11 protein-coding genes and 7 pseudogenes are annotated in these 17,039 nt (G+C 59.0%); 4 read left to right on the forward strand and 14 right to left on the reverse strand.

Annotated elements, in window-relative coordinates; genetic code table 11:
• Positions 1–66 precede the first annotated feature (66 nt).
• A pseudogene (locus D6B98_RS38170) lies at positions 67–330 on the reverse strand (transposase); the annotation flags it as partial.
• Between the two features lie 162 nt (positions 331–492).
• Between D6B98_RS38170 and D6B98_RS38175 the strand changes: the two are divergent.
• On the forward strand, positions 493–819 hold the full coding sequence (locus tag D6B98_RS38175) for a hypothetical protein (protein ID WP_488225975.1): 327 nt from the start codon (positions 493–495) through the stop codon (positions 817–819).
• Between the two features lie 4 nt (positions 820–823).
• Positions 824–1,432, forward strand: a complete 609-nt coding sequence (locus D6B98_RS38180) for a hypothetical protein (protein ID WP_126262072.1) — start codon at positions 824–826, stop codon at positions 1,430–1,432.
• Here the strand turns inward: D6B98_RS38180 and D6B98_RS38185 are convergent.
• From D6B98_RS38185 to istA, 4 genes are all read right to left on the reverse strand, one after another.
• Positions 1,401–1,928, reverse strand: a complete 528-nt coding sequence (locus D6B98_RS38185) for a DUF6538 domain-containing protein (protein WP_205680572.1) — start codon at positions 1,926–1,928, stop codon at positions 1,401–1,403. The genes D6B98_RS38180 and D6B98_RS38185 overlap by 32 nt on opposite strands.
• A 358-nt stretch (positions 1,929–2,286) precedes the next feature.
• Complete coding sequence (locus D6B98_RS38190; RefSeq protein WP_126262073.1) at positions 2,287–2,961, reverse strand: class I SAM-dependent methyltransferase; 675 nt, start codon at positions 2,959–2,961, stop codon at positions 2,287–2,289.
• Positions 2,962–3,078: 117 nt separating this feature from the next.
• Positions 3,079–3,393: a hypothetical protein gene (locus D6B98_RS38195; RefSeq protein ID WP_126262074.1), complete on the reverse strand. Its 315-nt coding sequence runs from the start codon at positions 3,391–3,393 to the stop codon at positions 3,079–3,081.
• Between the two features lie 442 nt (positions 3,394–3,835).
• Positions 3,836–4,468 (reverse strand): IS21 family transposase, encoded by a 633-nt coding sequence (gene istA / locus D6B98_RS40615; protein WP_205680573.1) that lies wholly within the window; start codon positions 4,466–4,468, stop codon positions 3,836–3,838.
• Positions 4,469–5,020: 552 nt separating this feature from the next.
• Between istA and D6B98_RS41575 the strand changes: the two genes are divergently transcribed.
• The gene (locus tag D6B98_RS41575) at positions 5,021–5,146 is read left to right on the forward strand and encodes a hypothetical protein (protein ID WP_283810199.1); all 126 of its coding nucleotides are present in this window, start codon (positions 5,021–5,023) and stop codon (positions 5,144–5,146) included.
• Here the strand turns inward: D6B98_RS41575 and D6B98_RS38205 are convergent.
• From D6B98_RS38205 to D6B98_RS38260, 9 genes and pseudogenes are all read right to left on the reverse strand, one after another.
• Positions 5,110–6,295: pseudogene (locus tag D6B98_RS38205) on the reverse strand (IS256 family transposase). The gene D6B98_RS41575 and the pseudogene D6B98_RS38205 sit on opposite strands and share 37 nt — an antisense overlap.
• A 566-nt stretch (positions 6,296–6,861) precedes the next feature.
• The gene (gene xopAG, locus D6B98_RS38220; RefSeq protein ID WP_205680574.1) at positions 6,862–8,397 is read right to left on the reverse strand and encodes a XopAG/AvrGf1 family type III secretion system effector; all 1,536 of its coding nucleotides are present in this window, start codon (positions 8,395–8,397) and stop codon (positions 6,862–6,864) included.
• 448 nt (positions 8,398–8,845) lie between these two features.
• A complete protein-coding gene (xopH, locus tag D6B98_RS38225; protein ID WP_349644830.1) occupies positions 8,846–9,931 on the reverse strand; it encodes a type III secretion system effector XopH in 1,086 nt (361 codons plus the stop codon).
• Positions 9,932–10,671: 740 nt separating this feature from the next.
• Positions 10,672–10,812 carry a transposase gene (locus D6B98_RS40385; RefSeq protein ID WP_164719144.1) on the reverse strand — a complete coding sequence of 47 codons (141 nt, stop codon included), beginning with the start codon at positions 10,810–10,812 and terminating at the stop codon, positions 10,672–10,674.
• 481 nt (positions 10,813–11,293) lie between these two features.
• Positions 11,294–12,497: pseudogene (locus D6B98_RS38240) on the reverse strand (IS701 family transposase).
• 149 nt (positions 12,498–12,646) lie between these two features.
• Positions 12,647–13,776, reverse strand: a protein-coding gene (locus tag D6B98_RS38245; RefSeq protein WP_126262077.1) for an IS3 family transposase whose coding sequence is annotated in 2 segments (ribosomal slippage) — positions 12,647–13,524 and positions 13,524–13,776 — 1,131 coding nt in all. Because the reading frame shifts where the segments join, the coding sequence is not laid out codon by codon here.
• A 168-nt stretch (positions 13,777–13,944) separates the two neighbouring features.
• Positions 13,945–14,046 (reverse strand): annotated as a pseudogene (locus tag D6B98_RS41225) (IS66-like element accessory protein TnpA); the annotation flags it as partial.
• A gap of 528 nt (positions 14,047–14,574) precedes the next feature.
• Positions 14,575–15,920, reverse strand: a pseudogene (locus D6B98_RS38255) (IS701 family transposase).
• A gap of 83 nt (positions 15,921–16,003) precedes the next feature.
• Positions 16,004–16,741: pseudogene (locus D6B98_RS38260) on the reverse strand (IS5 family transposase); the annotation flags it as partial.
• Between the two features lie 54 nt (positions 16,742–16,795).
• On the opposite strand from D6B98_RS38260, the pseudogene D6B98_RS41230 reads away from it, so the two are divergent.
• Positions 16,796–16,963: pseudogene (locus D6B98_RS41230) on the forward strand (IS30 family transposase); the annotation flags it as partial.
• Positions 16,964–17,039 lie beyond the last annotated feature (76 nt).

Genomic DNA, 17,039 nt, shown 5'->3' on the forward strand with positions numbered 1-17,039 from the left:
GGCCGGATACATTTGTGCAGACTGCATCGTCCTCATTAAACGACCTTGCACGGGCGGGGCGGGTCATACATTTTTTGCAGCGACGTCCTTGAGCATGGCGTTGTCGAGCATTGCTTCGGCCAAGAGCTTCTTCAGCTTGGTGTTCTCGTCCTCCAACGCCTTGAGCCGCTTGGCGTCGGACACCTCCAGACCACCGTACCGGGCCTTCCATTTGTAGAACGTTGCGCTGGAGATCCCGTGTTTGCGGCAGACATCCGCCGTCGCCGCACCCGCCTCCTGCTCCCGCAAAATCCCGATGATCTGTTCTTCCGTGAACCGACTTGGCTTCATGGTCCATCTCCTCAGAGGTGACGGACTCTACCCATTCTTGGAGGAGTTTGCGGGGCTCAGACCACCATGGCCAGACGTTCCGGCTGCCCTTGATAGCATTTCGGATGGGTGGGCGCTGTCCGAAAGAAAAGGCGACCGCGAGGCGACGCGACGCCGACTGACGTGCTCGTCCTATCGGGAGCCGGCCGCAATCTTCCGATCGAGATGAAACGTCATTTTCACCCGGACGTATGGACTGCCGCCGCGACGCAGTTGCAGCACTACGCTTCCGATCCGGGGGCCGACGGAATGGGAATCTACCTCGTGTTCTGGTTCGGGAATAGCGTCAAATCGACCGCAGTCCGTCCGGATGGGCGAGGCAGGCCGAATTCGGCAGAAGAAATGGAGGCGATGTTGATCGAAGATCTGGATGCCGATTTGGTCGACCGCACCGATGTGATCGTGTTCGACGTGTCGAATCCAGCAGCGAAGATGACGAAGGCCGGCTAACCGCGTGGCGGAGAACGCTGGTGGAGTTGACAAGCTCGGCAACGCCAAGACCGCCTATGATGCCACGAGCCGTGCCGTTGCCGACGTCCAGCGGGAGCTTGGTGACGCTGCGAAACGCGTAAACAGCCCCTCCATGGAGGCCGCTAACGCCATTGAAGCCGTCAAGCGCGGTGACGTGCTCAGCGACAGGGACCTTGCGGCCATCGACGCCGAAGGCAACGGCCCGCTGTCATCCTTGGTCCGCCAAGCCACGGCTCTGAGCAAGCTCACAGACATGGGGAATTATGACGAGAGCGCTGGGACATTCGTTGGTGGTACGCACCAGACGGCAAAGAAGCTCATCAGCCCCTTCGCCAAGCGCGTGGGCGAACTCGGTGCTTTCGCCGGTGCGGGGGCAATCGGCAGCGGCGGTGTTGGCTTCGATACCGTAGCCTCTCATGTCCCTGCTGCGCTCGAAGGGCTTGCCGGTGCTGTAGCGGCCTACAAGGGCCTTAAGGCGCTCGACAAGGGGCTTGGTCTTGCATCGCCTGCCAAGACCTTCGCTGACAAGTTCGGAGACGGCAGCGGTAACGTCCGCGTGCCTATTCACCAGCCCAAGCGAGATAGCGCTTGATGGCGGCCTCGTGTTGCGCCTTCGTTTGCTCTGTGCCCTCGCAGATGGTCAGCCACGTCGGGTAGTGGTCGCGGATGAGCGTCGCTTTGCCGGTCGCGAGACTGCGGAACAGCCGCTCCGCTTCGGGGCCTTGAGCCTCCAAGAGCGCTTCAGCCTCTTGGTTCACCACGTCGAGCAGTTCGCTGGCTGCACGGCTCTCCTGATCCCCGTGTTCCAAATACTCGTTATCGGAGGTCGCAAACGCTTCACGGAAAGCGATGGCTGCGCCAATCGCGGCGGCGAGCGGGTCAGCTTGCCCCTTCTCATACATCTTGATGCGGCGCTTAAACTCAGCAACGTGGCTGTGCTTAAGCCGGTTCGCCTCCGTGAGGCTTTCGGTGCCCAGCGACTTCACAAAGCGAGGCTTGCCGTTGGCGGCTTGCCGAAGGGGCTTGGGTATCTCTACGACCACCCGCCACGTGTTGCCCTTCTTCTGAAGATATTTGGTGTCTGCCATCAAACCATACCCGAAAACCACACCTTGCTATCCAGCTAAAGCCTGATAAACAAGGGATTATTGGTCTTCAGGTGCTTTTGGTGGAGGTTCCCACTATCTCAACCACCGTCTGGTATCGGAGCCCCCGGCTCGCCCCACTAGACGACAGCGTCATCAGGTTGCCAGTCAGCTGGATGCCATTGCCCTGTACGCCGTCCGCGCTTCCTGCTGTGGGATCTGGACGACCCGATCAGCGCGTGGCAACTTCGTGAAGCCGCGCTCGAACGCGGCGAACTCGATGCCGCCTTCGATCTGGTGGTGCTTGCGCTGTTGCGCGCCTGAGTTCCTCGAGACCACGACTGACGCCGCGCAACGCAACTTACAGAGAATCCGGCGATATGGTCCAAACCGCCGTATGCTTGATCTCGGCATCCTCTAGGTCGCGGGTCACCGGTACGCGATAGTCGGTGAGTCGGACAAGTTTTGCCTTCGGAAGGAAAGAGCGCCCGGGGTCGCCGATCAAGATGGTCGCGCCGGCCCGCGCATGGTTGGCCAGAAATGCGAAGGTACGCGCCGCGGTGTTGCGCTCATAGAAAATGTCGCCCGCGAGGATGGTCTGCCATCGGTCATTTGGTTGAGTATCCAGCATGTCCTTGCCGCACGACGTGAGGTGGACTTGGTTGACCTCCGCATTGAGTTCGGCCGCCGCGATCGCGAAGGCGTCGATGTCGGACACGGTCACCCCGACCGCGCCGGCCTTCATCGCCGCGATGCCGACGAGTCCAGAGCCGGAAGCGATGTCGAGCACGCGCCGGTCTCGCACGGTATCGGGATGATCGAGCACGTAGCGCGCCAGCGCTTGGCCGCCCGCCCAGGCGAAGGCCCAGAAGGGCGGGGGAAGGCCGGCCTCGTTAAGCTCGTTCTCCGTCTGCTGCCAGAGCGGCAACGATTCATCGGCGAGGAAGACCGCAATTTCCGGCACCAGCGGCACAGGCCGCAGCCGGGTGTTGGCTCGGATGAAGGATCGCGGGTCGGCAATGGTCGTGGCTGTCAAGGCGGGCCGTCGCTGTCTGCGTCCCCTGATGACTAGCACGAACCGTCTCGCGCCGCGAAGGCGGAGGTAGAGCGGCTGCGTCTCGGGTCTCGCCAAGCATGCTTCGTCCCTGGGCCGTCAGGCGGCCGTGCGCCGGGCCGCCCTTTCGGCCTTGTCCGCGGCGATCTGCTGCGGCGAGCGCCGCGTCCGCTTGAGAGGCGCCGGCGGCCGATTCAAGGCCGGGACCTTGAACCTCGGGAACAGGGCCAATTCCTTCGCGAGTACAGGCACCTTTCGTTTGCCGTACCGCGCACCGGTCCCGCTCTTGCTTTCGTGGCCGCACATGTAGTCGCACAACTCCGGCTTCATCTTCGTGCCGCGCACGATCTCGCGCCAGAGGTGGCGCCAGCCGTGATTGGGCTGCACGCCCGTGATCTTGAGCGTATCGCGCACCCATCCGCATCATCTTCGCGCTCAACACGCCGCCCAAGAACCACTGGATCATTCGTCGTTTCTTCGACCTGGACCCCACACCACTTGCCCGGGCTTTTTCATTCCGAAACTGAAGAAGGGCAGCAACGCCATCTACATCCCTGGCACGTACCGCAACAACTTGCCGAATATCGATCCCGCAACAGCGAAGCGCTACGAGAAATACCGAGAGACCAATCTTGCCTATTGCTGGCAGATGATTGAGGGACTGTGCCCTGAAGTCCTCATGGGAGGTATCTATTCAGGTTGGAAGGTCGTTGACGAAGTGCCGTATGAGGCGCGGCTTATGGGATACGGTTTGGACTTTGGCTTGATCCGGACCCGGCCGCCATCGTTGCAATCTACTGGCACAACGGTGGCTTCCCGCCGCAGCACTTATGGGAGGAGGCGATCAGCCGCCTTTCTATCCGGTTACGCGCTTGCCACGGAGGAAGATCTCGAGGGTCTTTTGGGTGATGCGCGCCTCGACCTCCTGATGTACGAGGCTATAGGGAACGCTGTAGTAATGCTTGGCGATCTCGATGTGATAATCGAAGTTGACCCGGCAGCGCTTCCATTCGGCGTACTCGTAGGGCTCATCCGGCAAGGGGGTGAGTGCCGGACGATCGAGCTCCTCGAACAGTTCGCGCCGACTTCGCCCCCAGCTCCGGAGAGGTCGATCGTTCAGCTCGCCAAGGAGCGCGTGGATGGCCTCGTTGAGGGCGATGAGCGAGAAGAAGTGGCGGTTGCGCAGGCGCGCCAGAATCCATCGCCCGACGATTTGGACTCCGACTTCGACCTTGGCTTTGTCGCGCGGATGATACGGCCGCGCCGGAACGATGGCGGTGCGGTAATGGCGGGCGAGATCGGCATAGGTCCGGTTGACCATCGGCTCGTGAAAGCAGGCCCGGGTGATGCCGGCCTTCAAATTGTCGCTCACCGTCTGCCGGGCCACGCCGCCGAAATAGGCAAATGCCCGAACGTGCGAGGCGATCCAGTCCGGCAGGCTCTGGCTGAGGCTGGCTTCGGCGTAGGTGTAGTTCGAGGCGCCGAGCACGGCGACGAAAGATCTGCGTGCTGCGCACCTCACCGGAGAGCCCGTCAACCACCTCCATGGTGTGGCCGGAATAGTCGACGAACAGCTTCTCGCCGGCGATATGAACTTGACGCAGGGTCGGCTTGAGGCGACCGGCCCATTCCCTGTAGCGCTCGCAGAACCACGCATAGCCGAAGCTGTCGGAGTTTGCGTCGCAATACTCCTCCCACAACAGCATCAGCGTGACGTTCCGGCGCCGCAGCTCGCGATGCACGAGCGTCCAATCCGGCTGCGGACGCTCCTCGCTGGGGCGATCGGAGGGCGGCGGATACAAGCGGCACTTGAGCTGGACGTCGTCATCCAGCTCCTTTTGGCAACGGCCAGGTCAGACCGGCGCGGCCGACGAGTTTTATGGTGGCAAAGCCAGATACGCTGAGGGCGCCGCCTCGTAGGCGACGCTCGAAGAATGGAAGCATTCGGCGAGCCACGTCTTGGTGAAATGGACTCCGACAATCGGACCGGTTCGCCAATTGGATTTGGGCGATTCCATCGCAACCGACGTGGAAGATCGATGTGGCGCTGAAGTGGAAGATCGCGCTGGAGGCGCTGCGGGAGCATGTGTCGGTGGCCGATCTGGCCTCCAGCATCTTTCGCGCTGTTGATCAGGCGACGGCTCCGGTTTCAGAGAGTTGGGGCTGATAGAGCGGTCGCATGTTCATGTAGGATTTGGTCGACTGCGCCGTTCCGGCAATGTGCTGCAGCCGGGCCGCCGCCAAGTTGAGACAGGATTGGCCGTCGGGGAAGGCGCCGACGACACGGGTTCGTCGCCGGATCTCCTTAATGATGCGCTCGAGCGGATTGTTCGTTCGAATCTTCCGCCAATGGATGTCCGGAAAGGCATAGTAGGCGAGCGTCGTGAACCACCTGCTCGATGAGATCAGCAGCTTTGGCCATACGGCTGGCCCGCAGATCCGCGATGACGGTCCTGGCTTTATCGTCGGCCGCGGCGCGGCTCTCCTGGGCATGAATGGCCTTGAGCATGTGGCTGACCTCGCGGACCCGGGTCGACGGCACGTGGCTGAAGACATTGCGATGAAAATGCACCATGCAGGGTTGATAGCGGGCCTCCGGCAGATAATCCGCAACGCTTTCGACAAGACCTCGGCACGCATCGGAAACAACCAACTGCACGCCCCTGAGACCGCGATCGACGAGATGCCGCAGAAACGATGACCAGCCGGATTTGTCCTCCTTGGCGCCCTCACAGATGCCGAGGATCTCCCGGAACCCCTCGGCATTGACCGCCGAGGCCACTAGCAGCGAGACGTTGCGAACCTCACCAGCCCAGCTGCGCTTCATCACGATGCCGTCGAAGTAGAGATGCGGATGCTCGCCTTCGATCCTGCGATTCCGCCACGCCTCGATCTTGGTATAGATCCTCTTGTTCATGTTCGACACTGTGCTCGGGCTGACCCGGGTGCCCCACAGCGCCTCCGTGATGTCTTCGACCCGCCGAACCGAAATCCCGGCCAGATACATCTCGATCAGCGCCTCCTCGACCGAGCTCTCCCGCCTCCGGTAGCGCTCGATAATCGCCGTCTCGAAGGTTTGCCGCCGTAGCTTCGGAGCCTTCAGATTGACGTCGCCCGCCTTGGTCTGCAGCGTTCGCTCGTAGCTGCCTGCCCGCGTGTCCTGCCGGGCCGGGCTGCGCTCATACCGCCCAGCCCCGCACAGCTGGTCCGCTTCGGCCTCCAGCATGGCGTTCAGGGTCTCTTCCACCGTCCCGCGGACCATCTCGCCCAGGTGATCTCGAATCCGGGCCTCATCAATTTGGATCACCTGACCCATGGCATTCCCATCGTTCATTCAAAGCTCCTTCATTCAAGAAGAAGCCGTCAATCCTGAAAGTGCGAAAGACTCTGTACGTTATCGGCAGCTTCGCTAAATCGGTTTCCTTGCCCTCGAACGAATGTCCACGATTGCTGTTGCCAAGCAGCGACGCATCAAAGTTCGTAGGGCCGGCCGCACAGCTCTCGGTCTCCTTTGCTTTCGTACCAAGCCCAATCGTGACCGGATCGAACGCACGAATGCCCACACAAAACGACGTCGGCCGTTTGGCTTGCGGCACCAACATGTCTGTCAGTTGCGGGCTACGGGGGCATCCGGAAAAGACAAGACCGTCTATTGCAAAGATGCCAATCGCGCCGGCGCTTATTCGGAGCAGTCGTTTGACTTCATTGGTTATAGCTTTCGGCCGAGGCTAGCGAAGAATTGGATCGCATCCGGAGGGACGCGTAGCGAATAAGTACACGAGGCTTGGCGCTCGGCCCTGCCGAATGGCGAAATGGCGCCGAGCAGCTCGTCGGCTCGCCTGGTCACGCGGACGGGTCGTCCTCCATCGCAGTTTGTTTACGTCAACCATGCCGCGCCAGCTTTTCCCCGACGTAGAACTCTTCTGCAGCCATCCTGCACACGTTTCCATAAAATCGATCTGCATCCGCCACTGTATAGCCCGCGCCTGCAAAGCACCCTCGCGCGATCTCAGAAAGTGTATGCCGGATTCCGCTGGCGTCGTCATATACCGCGTTGAAGCACCCGATGAGCACCACTACATCGTCTTTGGATAACCGTTCTTCACCGCTCATCAGTCTCGCGTGATTGATGCACGCCACAGCATTGGCGCATGTGAACGAGTCCCCGAGCCCCGAGCAGTCTTCGAACCCGTTACCCTGCTCGTTCAACTTGAAATGAGCTATGGCGAGGTTCTCCATGTTTTTTGAGGCCGCCATGGGCTTAAGGTCATCGAGTGCTGCAGGATCATTCCTCAGCCGAAACCTATGGAAGCAGGCTTCCAGTTTGTGCAATAGTGGTCCCATGACCCCCGTATTTCGCTTGAAGATGCTTTTCGACAGGTCTTCGAACATCAAGCTCTCATCGATCTTGTAGGTCTCGTCCGGCGACAGAAAACCGTGCCGCGCCAGCGTCTTCATGACGATCTTCTCGGCATCTCCCCAGTGCTCGTCTGCGGCATAGACCTGCCTCAAGTTCAAGATCGCTTGGCCGGCGGCAAACTGCGCATCTTCGCTAAGCTTGTCATCCCTCTCCAGCAAGCCCTCGAGTGACTCCACGCATTGCTGCGGTGTCAAGCCTTTCGTCTCGCAGACGTCTTTGAAGTGTTTGTAGCCGTTGAGCACGAACGGTCGGGTGATCGACCGCGAGGTATACCCGCGAGCTCCGGTCTCATCATTGGCGACGCCCGTCAGCGCATATTTGTTCTTCTGCTTGTACAGGCTGCTCTTCGTCAAATCGGGATTACTCGGAATGACAGGCGGAGCATATTTGGCAACGTTGTCGGCTTTCACGAGTTGGCCCTTGTAGCACGTAAGGCTCTTCATCAGCGACGAGCGCGCCTTCTCCGTGTTTATGAGGTGCATGACGTGCACTTTCGTAGCTGCCCGATAGTCGGTGATGGTCACGAACTGGTTGTTGCCACAGGTCCGCACGGGATTAATCCACCGATTGTTCCGCTTCTGGTCTTTTGGACTGCTGCGGTGGTAGTGGCGGAAGCGGACTTTTGCTATTTCATAGGCCTTATTGAGCCTGTCGTTGCTCGTGAATCCACGTTTGCCGTCGTGCAAAGACGTGGTCGAGAGAAAAAAATCATTGGTAGCCTTATCGTAAAGATATGCCGCACCAGCCATCCCCAATGCATACTTCATCGCGCGAGAGGCCTGGCTCGGCAAGTCGCGATCCCCACCTGTTTCCTCTCCGCCCGGCGAGTTCGTGTTTTGATTTGACTTACGGAGAGCAGACGTGGCTTGATGATGCGCTCGAAAATTGGCCAGCGCAGTCATATTCGCCTTGTCTGTGACCATAGCGCCCTGCGGCGAGGTCTCGGCGCGTGGGGCGTTCTGCATCATCGTCCTGACCACATTATTATCAATGCGCATTATCTTCTACTTTCCATGATCGTAATGCGATTACGGCGAGCTTGAATCACCAGTCGCAGGTGACCTGCGACGAGCGTGCTCGACTAGCAGCAAAAAGCAGCATCCATTTGGCGTCTCGATTGAAGGCACATAAACAAGTTGTCGGTTTTGCGTGCGGCCCGGGGATGTCCCGGGTCCTGTTGAATTTCTGAAGAGTAAACCACGCTTCCTTGGTGCCAAATCACGCGATGGGCGGCCTTGCCGCGCTTACCAATGCACCTCATGTTCCTCTCCTACATAGCGACAAACTGAATGAGCTCATCGTGTTGTCGCGCAGCGATCGCCATCCATGCAGGCTCACGCGAGAAAGTTGCGCAAGCTGTTATTCCAAACGACCTCCCGCTCGCTCGCTGAAACACCCAGTCGATAAACATTTCTTACGCAATGTAATTGAAAGAATATGTTACCGTTATCGCCCGTCATCGATCCCTTCGGGGCCATGGAGGTCAAGCCATTCGGACCATAAAAAGGGCTGTCCATTGGAATTTGCTTTGGAATATTCGTAAAAAAGCGAAATGAACTCCAGCCGATCATTGCGGAAGTCTGAACGCTCTTCGTGGGCGATGTTCTTGTGGAAATCCAAGGCTCGCCCAGGGTTAAACGCGAGCTGCCTATTTATTATGTCCTCAAACGACACCCGTGAGGCATTACGCAGCATGTCGTGCATTGCGATGAAGATGCCCGTGCGGCCCTGACCTGCACTACAGTGCACATGCAGCTTCTCGTGAGCCGCCATGCCCCGCTCCATTTCAATAAACGCATTAACATCCTCTGCGCGCGGAACGAGATGGTCGGACACCATCAAGCGTACATAGTTTGCGCCCGCCGCTCTTACGACTTCTTCTTCGCTAAAGATTTGCGGTCTACTCAAGGTCACTGAGCGCGGATTATCATCAATCTCATTCGCAACGTCTTGGCGATGAAGTAGCTGCACTGTCACTTGCCCTTTTAGCGTATCTATCCTATCGTATTCATCCGCTAGAACTTCTTCGCGCGATTTGCCAACATTCGCCCAGTTATTGGGCACCCCCCAAGTCACCGGAAAATTTCCAACGATCGCATGGGACTCTTCCCGGAGGTCAAGTACAATTACTGGGCTCTTCGGCGATGGGTTCAACCTACTAACTTGTTCGATGGAAGCAATACTGGCGCTGCCGGACACATGCAGGTCCTTCCAGCCTGTTGCATTACAGCCTTCCGGAAGATCAAACTCATCCGATGATCTAAATTTATCTACTGATCCAGGGCTTCTGTCATATTGCAGAAGTGGTGTTGCCAAAGGACGCGTCGGCATTAGTAACGGGCCCTTGAATTTCCAAATGCGTTGGGAAAGGCGTTTGGCCATTGACGACGTACGCTTAATTGATTTTGGTGAGCCATCTATCTCTGCAGCGACGGAACTTTTGCCAGGGTTCGGCGTAGCGGGGGCGTGGACGTTCGAAATCTCGTTGCTGTCGCTGGACCCCCTTGAGCGAGCTGATGATTTTTCTGCGATGCCATCAGAAGATCGATCGGGCTGAGCCGCTCAAATGTCTCACCGAGTAACTCCGGCTGCGAAGGAGGGACACCGTCGGTTTGCTGCTCCGTCCGAGAGGCGGAAGCGGTTGACTCTTGAGGCTCAGAGCGCGTCTGCTCCACGACGGGACAGGAGGATGGGCCGACTATTTGAACGCCAACAGCTGGTCCAACGGGAGAATCGTCCGGGCTATCACCTTGGCTGGCGCTGTATAACCCGATGGGCGCCTTGCCAAACCCGTCAATGCCTCTCATCATCGACCTCCTATAAAGCGCCGAATTGGCTGAGATCATCGTGATTGTCGCGCAGCGATTAGTCTCGGCGATCCAAACTTCGGTCTCGGACGCCAATCATCGAACTCCGGTGTTTGGGCGGAGGAGAGGCTTAACGGCAATCTCCCAAAGTCACCGGATGAATGAGCACCTGCACACGTCTCTACTTGAGGCGGTGCAAGGCGCAAAATACTCGATCGGTATGAAGACATCGGCGGCCGTGATGGATGGTGCGTCTCGGGGCCGAGGTGCCCCTGGTTCCAGTGGGCCAATAGAGCAGTCGGCCACCTGTTGCGGTTGGTGCTTGCAGAGGGCTGGCTCCCTCGCAGCAGCTCGTGTGGTTGCGTTGAGGGAATCGTTCCGCAAGAGCTTGCCGCGGAGATGATAGCCTGCCGGGTCGAGCGGTGGAACGCTCGCATCCATCATTCGTAGACAGCTGGTACAGCTTCATCCGGTCGCAACGGCGATTGCAGAACGCAAAAACTGCCGGAGCAAACGGATCGAACGCCATCGCTGCTGGACCAGAATCGCGAGGCTGTTGATGCCAGCCCGGAAGTCGATCTGCTCACGGTGCAGATAGACTTGCATGTCACCGCCCGGTCTGAACATGGCTCAGCTTCACGCTGTTCGGCAGGGACGCGCTCACTTTGGCTGGAGAGCAAAAAGCCGCTGTCCTTTTGAATTCCGGCCCACGCACTTCATCGCAAGTCACCGGCAGATCCACCGTCACCACACTGCTCTGCCGCGACATGGTCCGATCCGCAGACCTTTCAAGCTGAACCGGAATGAACGCCGGTGATGAAGACGGCGGGAGAGACCGGGGCACCGTCTGCGTCTTGATCCACTTCCGAATAAGGGTCCCATTGACCCCATGTTCGAGCGCAAGCCTCGATACCGAAACGCCAGGCTTACCTAACATTACAGTTGTTTTTTGCTTTGAGGTGAGCGTGTTGCGCGGTCGCCTGGTGAGCTCGGCGCCAGCAAGACCAAGCCATGATGTGTGCGGGCTGAATACGCTTTCGAGCAAGTCTGATGGCAAGGCGGCGAATTTCCTGGATTGACCAACGGATCAGCGGCGGCGTGGTTGTACTTTGGCTTTTGCCAGAGGACGGTGTTTCGTTTTTTTGGGCGGCGGCGGATTGGCGGCGATGCCGGATTGCGGCCATCATGGCGAAGGCGAGCATCACCAGGGACACATGACGGTGCCAGCCATGCCAGGATCTGCTCTCGTTGTGATCGAGCCCGAATTCGTTTTTCGCGGTCTCAAAGCTGTCCTCGATCGCCCATCGATGGCCTTCGACCGCGACCAGCGTTTCGATGGATGTTCCCGCTGGACACCAGGTGGTGAAGAAGGCGAGGTCATTATCGGCGATCCGACGGCGGATCAGTAGACCGCGCGTCCACAAGCCATCATTAGCACTGTTGAACTGCTCGGCCTCGAGATCGGCCAATTCGAGATAACACCAATCGTGTAGTCGCGGTCCTTTGGTTCCGGCTCCCGCCGACAGACGCTTCCAGTCAGATGAGCGCCGCGTCCGGGCTATGTGTGCAGCCGTACCGGCGACCGGCGGTCGCTTGCCCCAGGATCGAAACACATGAGCACTGCTGACCCCGAGCACGTAGCCTTTGCCTGCCCGACGTAGTTGCTGTTCGATGTCGCCAACACCGTAGACCGTATCACCGGCAACCCACTTAAATGGTACAGACGCGGCTATCGCGCGGGCGATCATTCTCGCGGCAAGCTTTGGTTTGGTGGCAAAGCCGGCATCAGGGGGCACGTATACGGCTTCCAGGCGATCCGGATCATCGGTCCATTCCTTCGGAAGATACAGCGCGCGATCGATGAACCCATGACCGTGGCGCGAAACGTAGGAAGCGAAGACTCCGATCTGGCAGTTCGTGATCTTGCCCGCCGAACCAGTGTATTGCCGCGCCACCCCGCATGACGCCCTGCCCTGCTTGAGAAAGCCGGTCTCGTCGATCACCAGCACCGCATCGTCATCCGCCAAATGCTCGATGACATAGTCACGCACGATGTCGCGCAGGGCATCGGCGTCCCAATCCCCGCGACCCAAGATCGCCTGCTGGCGCCATGGGCCGGGATCGCCAGCCGCTTCCGCGCGCATCCAACCGGTCTTGCGTTGTTCATCTCCAAGCAAGCCTTCCAGGAACAGGCCGGCATTCGTCGCAACACGCTCTTGCGTGAACAACGGACGAATCCGCTTCTTGATCTCCCGAAGCGACGCCGCCCGCAACGCAAGCGTCTCCTCTATCGAAGAGCTGGCCCCGGTTGTTTGGACAGTGCCCCGCGGAAATTAAGTGGATTCCTGCCAGGTTACACTGAATGCGGGGCTTTGCGATTTTGTCGTTGCGTCGGGAGGGCGTAGCCCGACCAGAGCAACGACAAAATCGTCGGCGACGGTCATGCGGCCATCACCATCGCTTGCGTGCCGAAGTAGGCCTCGTCGGGGGTGCGTTCGTCAAGGCTCGAGTGCGGGCGTCCCTGATTGTAGAACGCCAGATATCTGGAGATCGATGCTCGCGCCTCGGACACGCTGTCGTAGGCGCGCAGGTAGACTTCCTCGTATTTGACCGTGCGCCAGAGCCGCTCGACGAACACGTTGTCGCGCCAGGCGCCCTTGCCGTCCATGCTGATGGCAATCTTTGCGTCCAGCAGCACACTGGTGAAGTCGAGGCTGGTGAACTGGCTGCCCTGATCCGTGTTGAACATCTCGGGCCTGCCGTGCTTCGCCAGCGCCTCCTGGAGCGCTTCGACGCAGAACACCGTCTCCATCGTGATCGATACGCGATGGGCCAGGACCCGCCGGCTGAACACATCGACGACCGCGGCGAGGTAGACGAAGCCACGCCGCATCGGAATGTAGCTGATGTCCATGGCCCAGACCTGGTTCGGCCGCTCGATCTTCAATCCGCGCAACAAATACGGGTAGATCTTGTGGCCCAGCCCGGGCTTGCTCGTATTCGGCCGACGATAGATCGCCTCGATCCCCATGCGCTTCATCAGCGTCGCGACGTGGCGGCGGCCAATCTGCGCGCCCTCACGCCGCAACAGCGATCGCAGCATGCGTGCCCCCGCGAAAGGATAATCGAGGTGCAGCTCATCGAGCCGACGCATCAAGGCAAGGTCCTCGGCCGAAACCGGCCGAGGTTCATAGTAGACCGTGCTGCGGGCGAGGTTCAGGACCTTCGCCTGGCGCACAACAGGCAGATCATGGTCGCGGTCGATCATCGCTTTGCGCTCAGCAGCCCCGCCTTGGTGAGCGCGCCGGACAAAAAATCGTTCTCCAACGCAAGCTCGCCTATCTTGGCATGAAGCGCCTTCAAATCGACCGGCGCCTCGGCCAATCCCTTGTCCTGCCCAAACACGCCGGCGGCGCCTTCCAGAAGCTGGGTCTTCCAGGTCGTGATCTGGTTCGGATGAACATCAAACTGTTGCGCCAGCTCGGCCAGCGTCTTCTCTCCCTTCACGGCTGCCAAAGCCACCTTCGCCTTGAATGCCGGAGAATGCGTCCGGCGACTCCTCTTCGTCATCTTCGCTCCTGATTCGCGGCAAGAAGCCTCGCCGCTGTCAGGCAGAAAATCCACTCAAGCTACTGTCCGAATTTGCGGAGCCAGCTCTCGACGCTGCCCGCGTCCACGATCTCCGAATCATGGTTGCCCATAGATTCAGATGCCTTCCGAAAAAACAACTGTAATGCTAAGGTAGGCCGCGACACGACGCTCTTTCGATGCCGGATCGTATCGCCGGCGCCCGTTCCGACCGACAAGCCTGACCCGCAGTTTCTGATCATCGTCTTCCATCAAAAGGTGTCCACCTATTTGGTGGACACCTCATGCATCAGGGCACTCAACCGCAAAAGTTGCGGGGAAGTTGGCGCTCGCCATCGTTCTGAAACTACAAGGCGATTGGAGTATATGAATCTCATCTAAGGCGTGGCTTGTGGAAACAAGCAAGAGCTCGTGACGATGCGCATTCCGAGCCCCCGATGGCCGAAGAGAATCAGTCGCCAATCGAGCCGCTATCGAGTAAGACCATGCCGTCCAAGCGGACGGAAATCAGAGAGGAGGAAGGCGCTCCCTTGTGCCACCATCCGTCGAGCTGCGTGCATCGCCACCGCGTTGATGTCACCGCGCCTCGCTCGTGACGCTGCGCGCGGACGGGTTACCAGACATATAAGTGCGGCCAACATCGCAAATGCGATCGGCAACCCTGCGAAGTTCGCGAGGAAACCGACGAACCCCGGTCCACGAGAAGTCCCGCATAGCCAACGTGGTGATCGCGGCAACCGCTAGCACTACTTTGGCAGATTGTGTTTTCGCCGCTGTTTTTCACGGATTTTCCGGCAATAAGGGCACTGCTGAGACGGCGGCCAAAGGATGAGATCGACGATGACGTGACGTACGGCTGGCATGGTTGGCTGAGGCGGCGGACCGTTGATTCTTTTTTTTCCGCCCCGCGTATGCGAGGCGACGATGTTGCAGGAAGCGTAGGCAATCATTGTCATCAAGGCGTGGCGATGAAGACCTTGCCAAGATCGCCCTTCGAAGTGATCAAGTCCAAGCTCCTCCTTCAGCTGTTGATGCGCCTGCTCACAAATCCACCGTGCCTTGATAGTGGCGGCCAGCGTGCGCAGATCCGTCGCCGCCGGAAGATTGGCGAGATAGTATTTCTTCTCCCCGGAGGCACGTTGCTCGCCAATGAGCCAGGCTTCGTCGCCTGGGAGATGCTGCTGACCTTTATCCCATATTCGTTGCGGAGGGCCGTCGGCGGTGCGGACACGGAGAGCAGCAAAACGAGCTTTAAGCCGACCTTTCGTCCCGCTACGCCAACTCACGGTTTTCCATTTGGCGCTGGCCAGCATTTGTTCTGCCGCAATCGATAAGATATCGGGCACGTGGTGCTTTCGTGGTTTGCCACGGACTTTGGTGATCGGCCAAATGAGCTTCACATCGACCGGATACACTTTCTGGTGCCGAGGGATACCGACTGCCCAGGTCAGCCCGCGCTCTGTTAACCCTTGTCGAAACGGTGCACTGAGGCCGTATCCTGCATCTGCCAGCACACATCCAAAGCGCATGTTAGCTGCCATCGCGCGGTCAATCTCGGCCAATGCGATCTCCGGCTTGGACCGTGGCGTTCGGTGTTCGATTGGCACGCGAGCACTCTTCAAACGAGACATGTCGCTTGTCCAGCTGTCAGGCAGAAAGAGACGTAACGCGACCATCACGGGCACTTCGCCGCGCGCAAGCGTTAAAGACACCAGCGTTTGGCAATTTGCGGTCTTACCGAGAGCCGACGCGTATTGAGCCGCAACACCGACCGATCGCTCACCCTTCTTCGGCAGTGAGGTGTCATCAATAACCAGCATCGCATCCCTGCCGCCGACAAGTCGGTCCGCCTGGTTGAGCAGCTCCGTCTCCAGCGGCGTCTCATCCCAGACACCGTCCGCAATGAAATGGTGCAACTGATCGTAGTTGCTCGTGGCTAGGCGTTCCGCCATTGGCTGAACGCTCTTGCGATCGCCCGGACCGATTCATCCCGCAACATAAAGAGGACACATCCGCTGCCGGGTCTTATGACCCAGCCGGTCCAAGAACGGCATCAGCCAACGTTCGAGTTCGTCTTCCCATCCCGGCATGGTCAGCCCTCCAAGAGCCGACCACCCATGAATCATTGAAAAATTGATTCGGGAATCCTATAAAACGCGACAAAATCAACAATCTGCCAAAGTAGTGCTAGGCTCAGGACCCATTGATTGAGATAGAAGGCGACTGAGGCTGCGATGCAGATCGCCGAGAAGAAGGTGTGAGCGCATCGGTCGTAGCGGGTGGCGATGCGTCGCCAATCCTTGAGTTTGGCGAATAGATTTTCGATCTTGTGCCGGGAGCGATAGAGGCCTTTGTCGTAGGCGAGCGGTCTGGTCGGCGGGATGCAGGCTTCCATGCCTTTGGCCTTCAGGGCCGCACGGAACCAGTTGGAGTCGTAGCCGCGGTCTGCGATCAACGCCGAGGCGGGCGGCAGGACTCCGAGCATCAGGCGAGCGCCCTTGTGGTCGCTCATCTGGCCTTCCGAGAGCAGCATGACGAGCGGCTTGCCAATGTCGTTGCAGACGACGTGGAGCTTGGAATGCAACCCGCCTTTCGTGCGGCCGATGCAGCGGGAAAAAACCCCTTTTTTAGGAGGCTCGCAGCCGTTCGGTGCGCCTTCAGATGCGTGGAATCGATCATGATGCGCTCTGGCTTCGGTCCTTCCGCCGCCAGGGTGGCAAAGATCCGATTGAACACGCCGAGCCGGCTCCAGCGGATGAAGCGATTGTAGAGCGTCTTGTGCGGACCGTAGCCCTTCGGCGCGTCCTTCCACTGCAGACCTGCGAATGACATAGACGATGCCACTGACAACGCGGCGGTCGTCGACCCTCGGCACGCCATGCGCCAACGGAAAACACGGCGGTATGCGCGCCATCTGGCGCGCGCTGAGCAGAAACAAATCACCCATCAAAGTCTCCGAATCAGGAGACCTTGAATCACGCATCAATCAAAATTAATAGGTCCTGAGCCTAAGCTTGCGCCCAACGCAGCCTTGCGCACTTATGTGGAGGAGAGACTTGCCGGCAGTGTTGTAGCCCCGAGCGGAGCTTGTATTGCTGACCTCACCGTTCGGTGGAACGGCCGCCGGCAGGGCCGGCGAAAGGATCGACGATGGGCCAAGGCATGGAGTGAGCTGGTCCCGCAAATCTGAACAGCGCGATAAGTGGAGTTTCTGCCTGACGGCGGGCAAGATTGACCCGCGAATC

This window comes from Bradyrhizobium sp. LVM 105 (assembly GCF_003957705.1).
Lineage (GTDB): Bacteria > Pseudomonadota > Alphaproteobacteria > Rhizobiales > Xanthobacteraceae > Bradyrhizobium > Bradyrhizobium frederickii.

Excerpts from the sequence above, each read along its gene's own strand:
- xopAG (WP_205680574.1), bottom strand. The coding sequence starts at position 8,397 with ATGCGCATTGATAATAATGTGGTCAGGACGATGATGCAGAACGCCCCA.
- D6B98_RS38185 (WP_205680572.1), bottom strand. The coding sequence starts at position 1,928 with ATGGCAGACACCAAATATCTTCAGAAGAAGGGCAACACGTGGCGGGTG.
- D6B98_RS40385 (WP_164719144.1), bottom strand. The coding sequence starts at position 10,812 with ATGCAAGTCTATCTGCACCGTGAGCAGATCGACTTCCGGGCTGGCATC.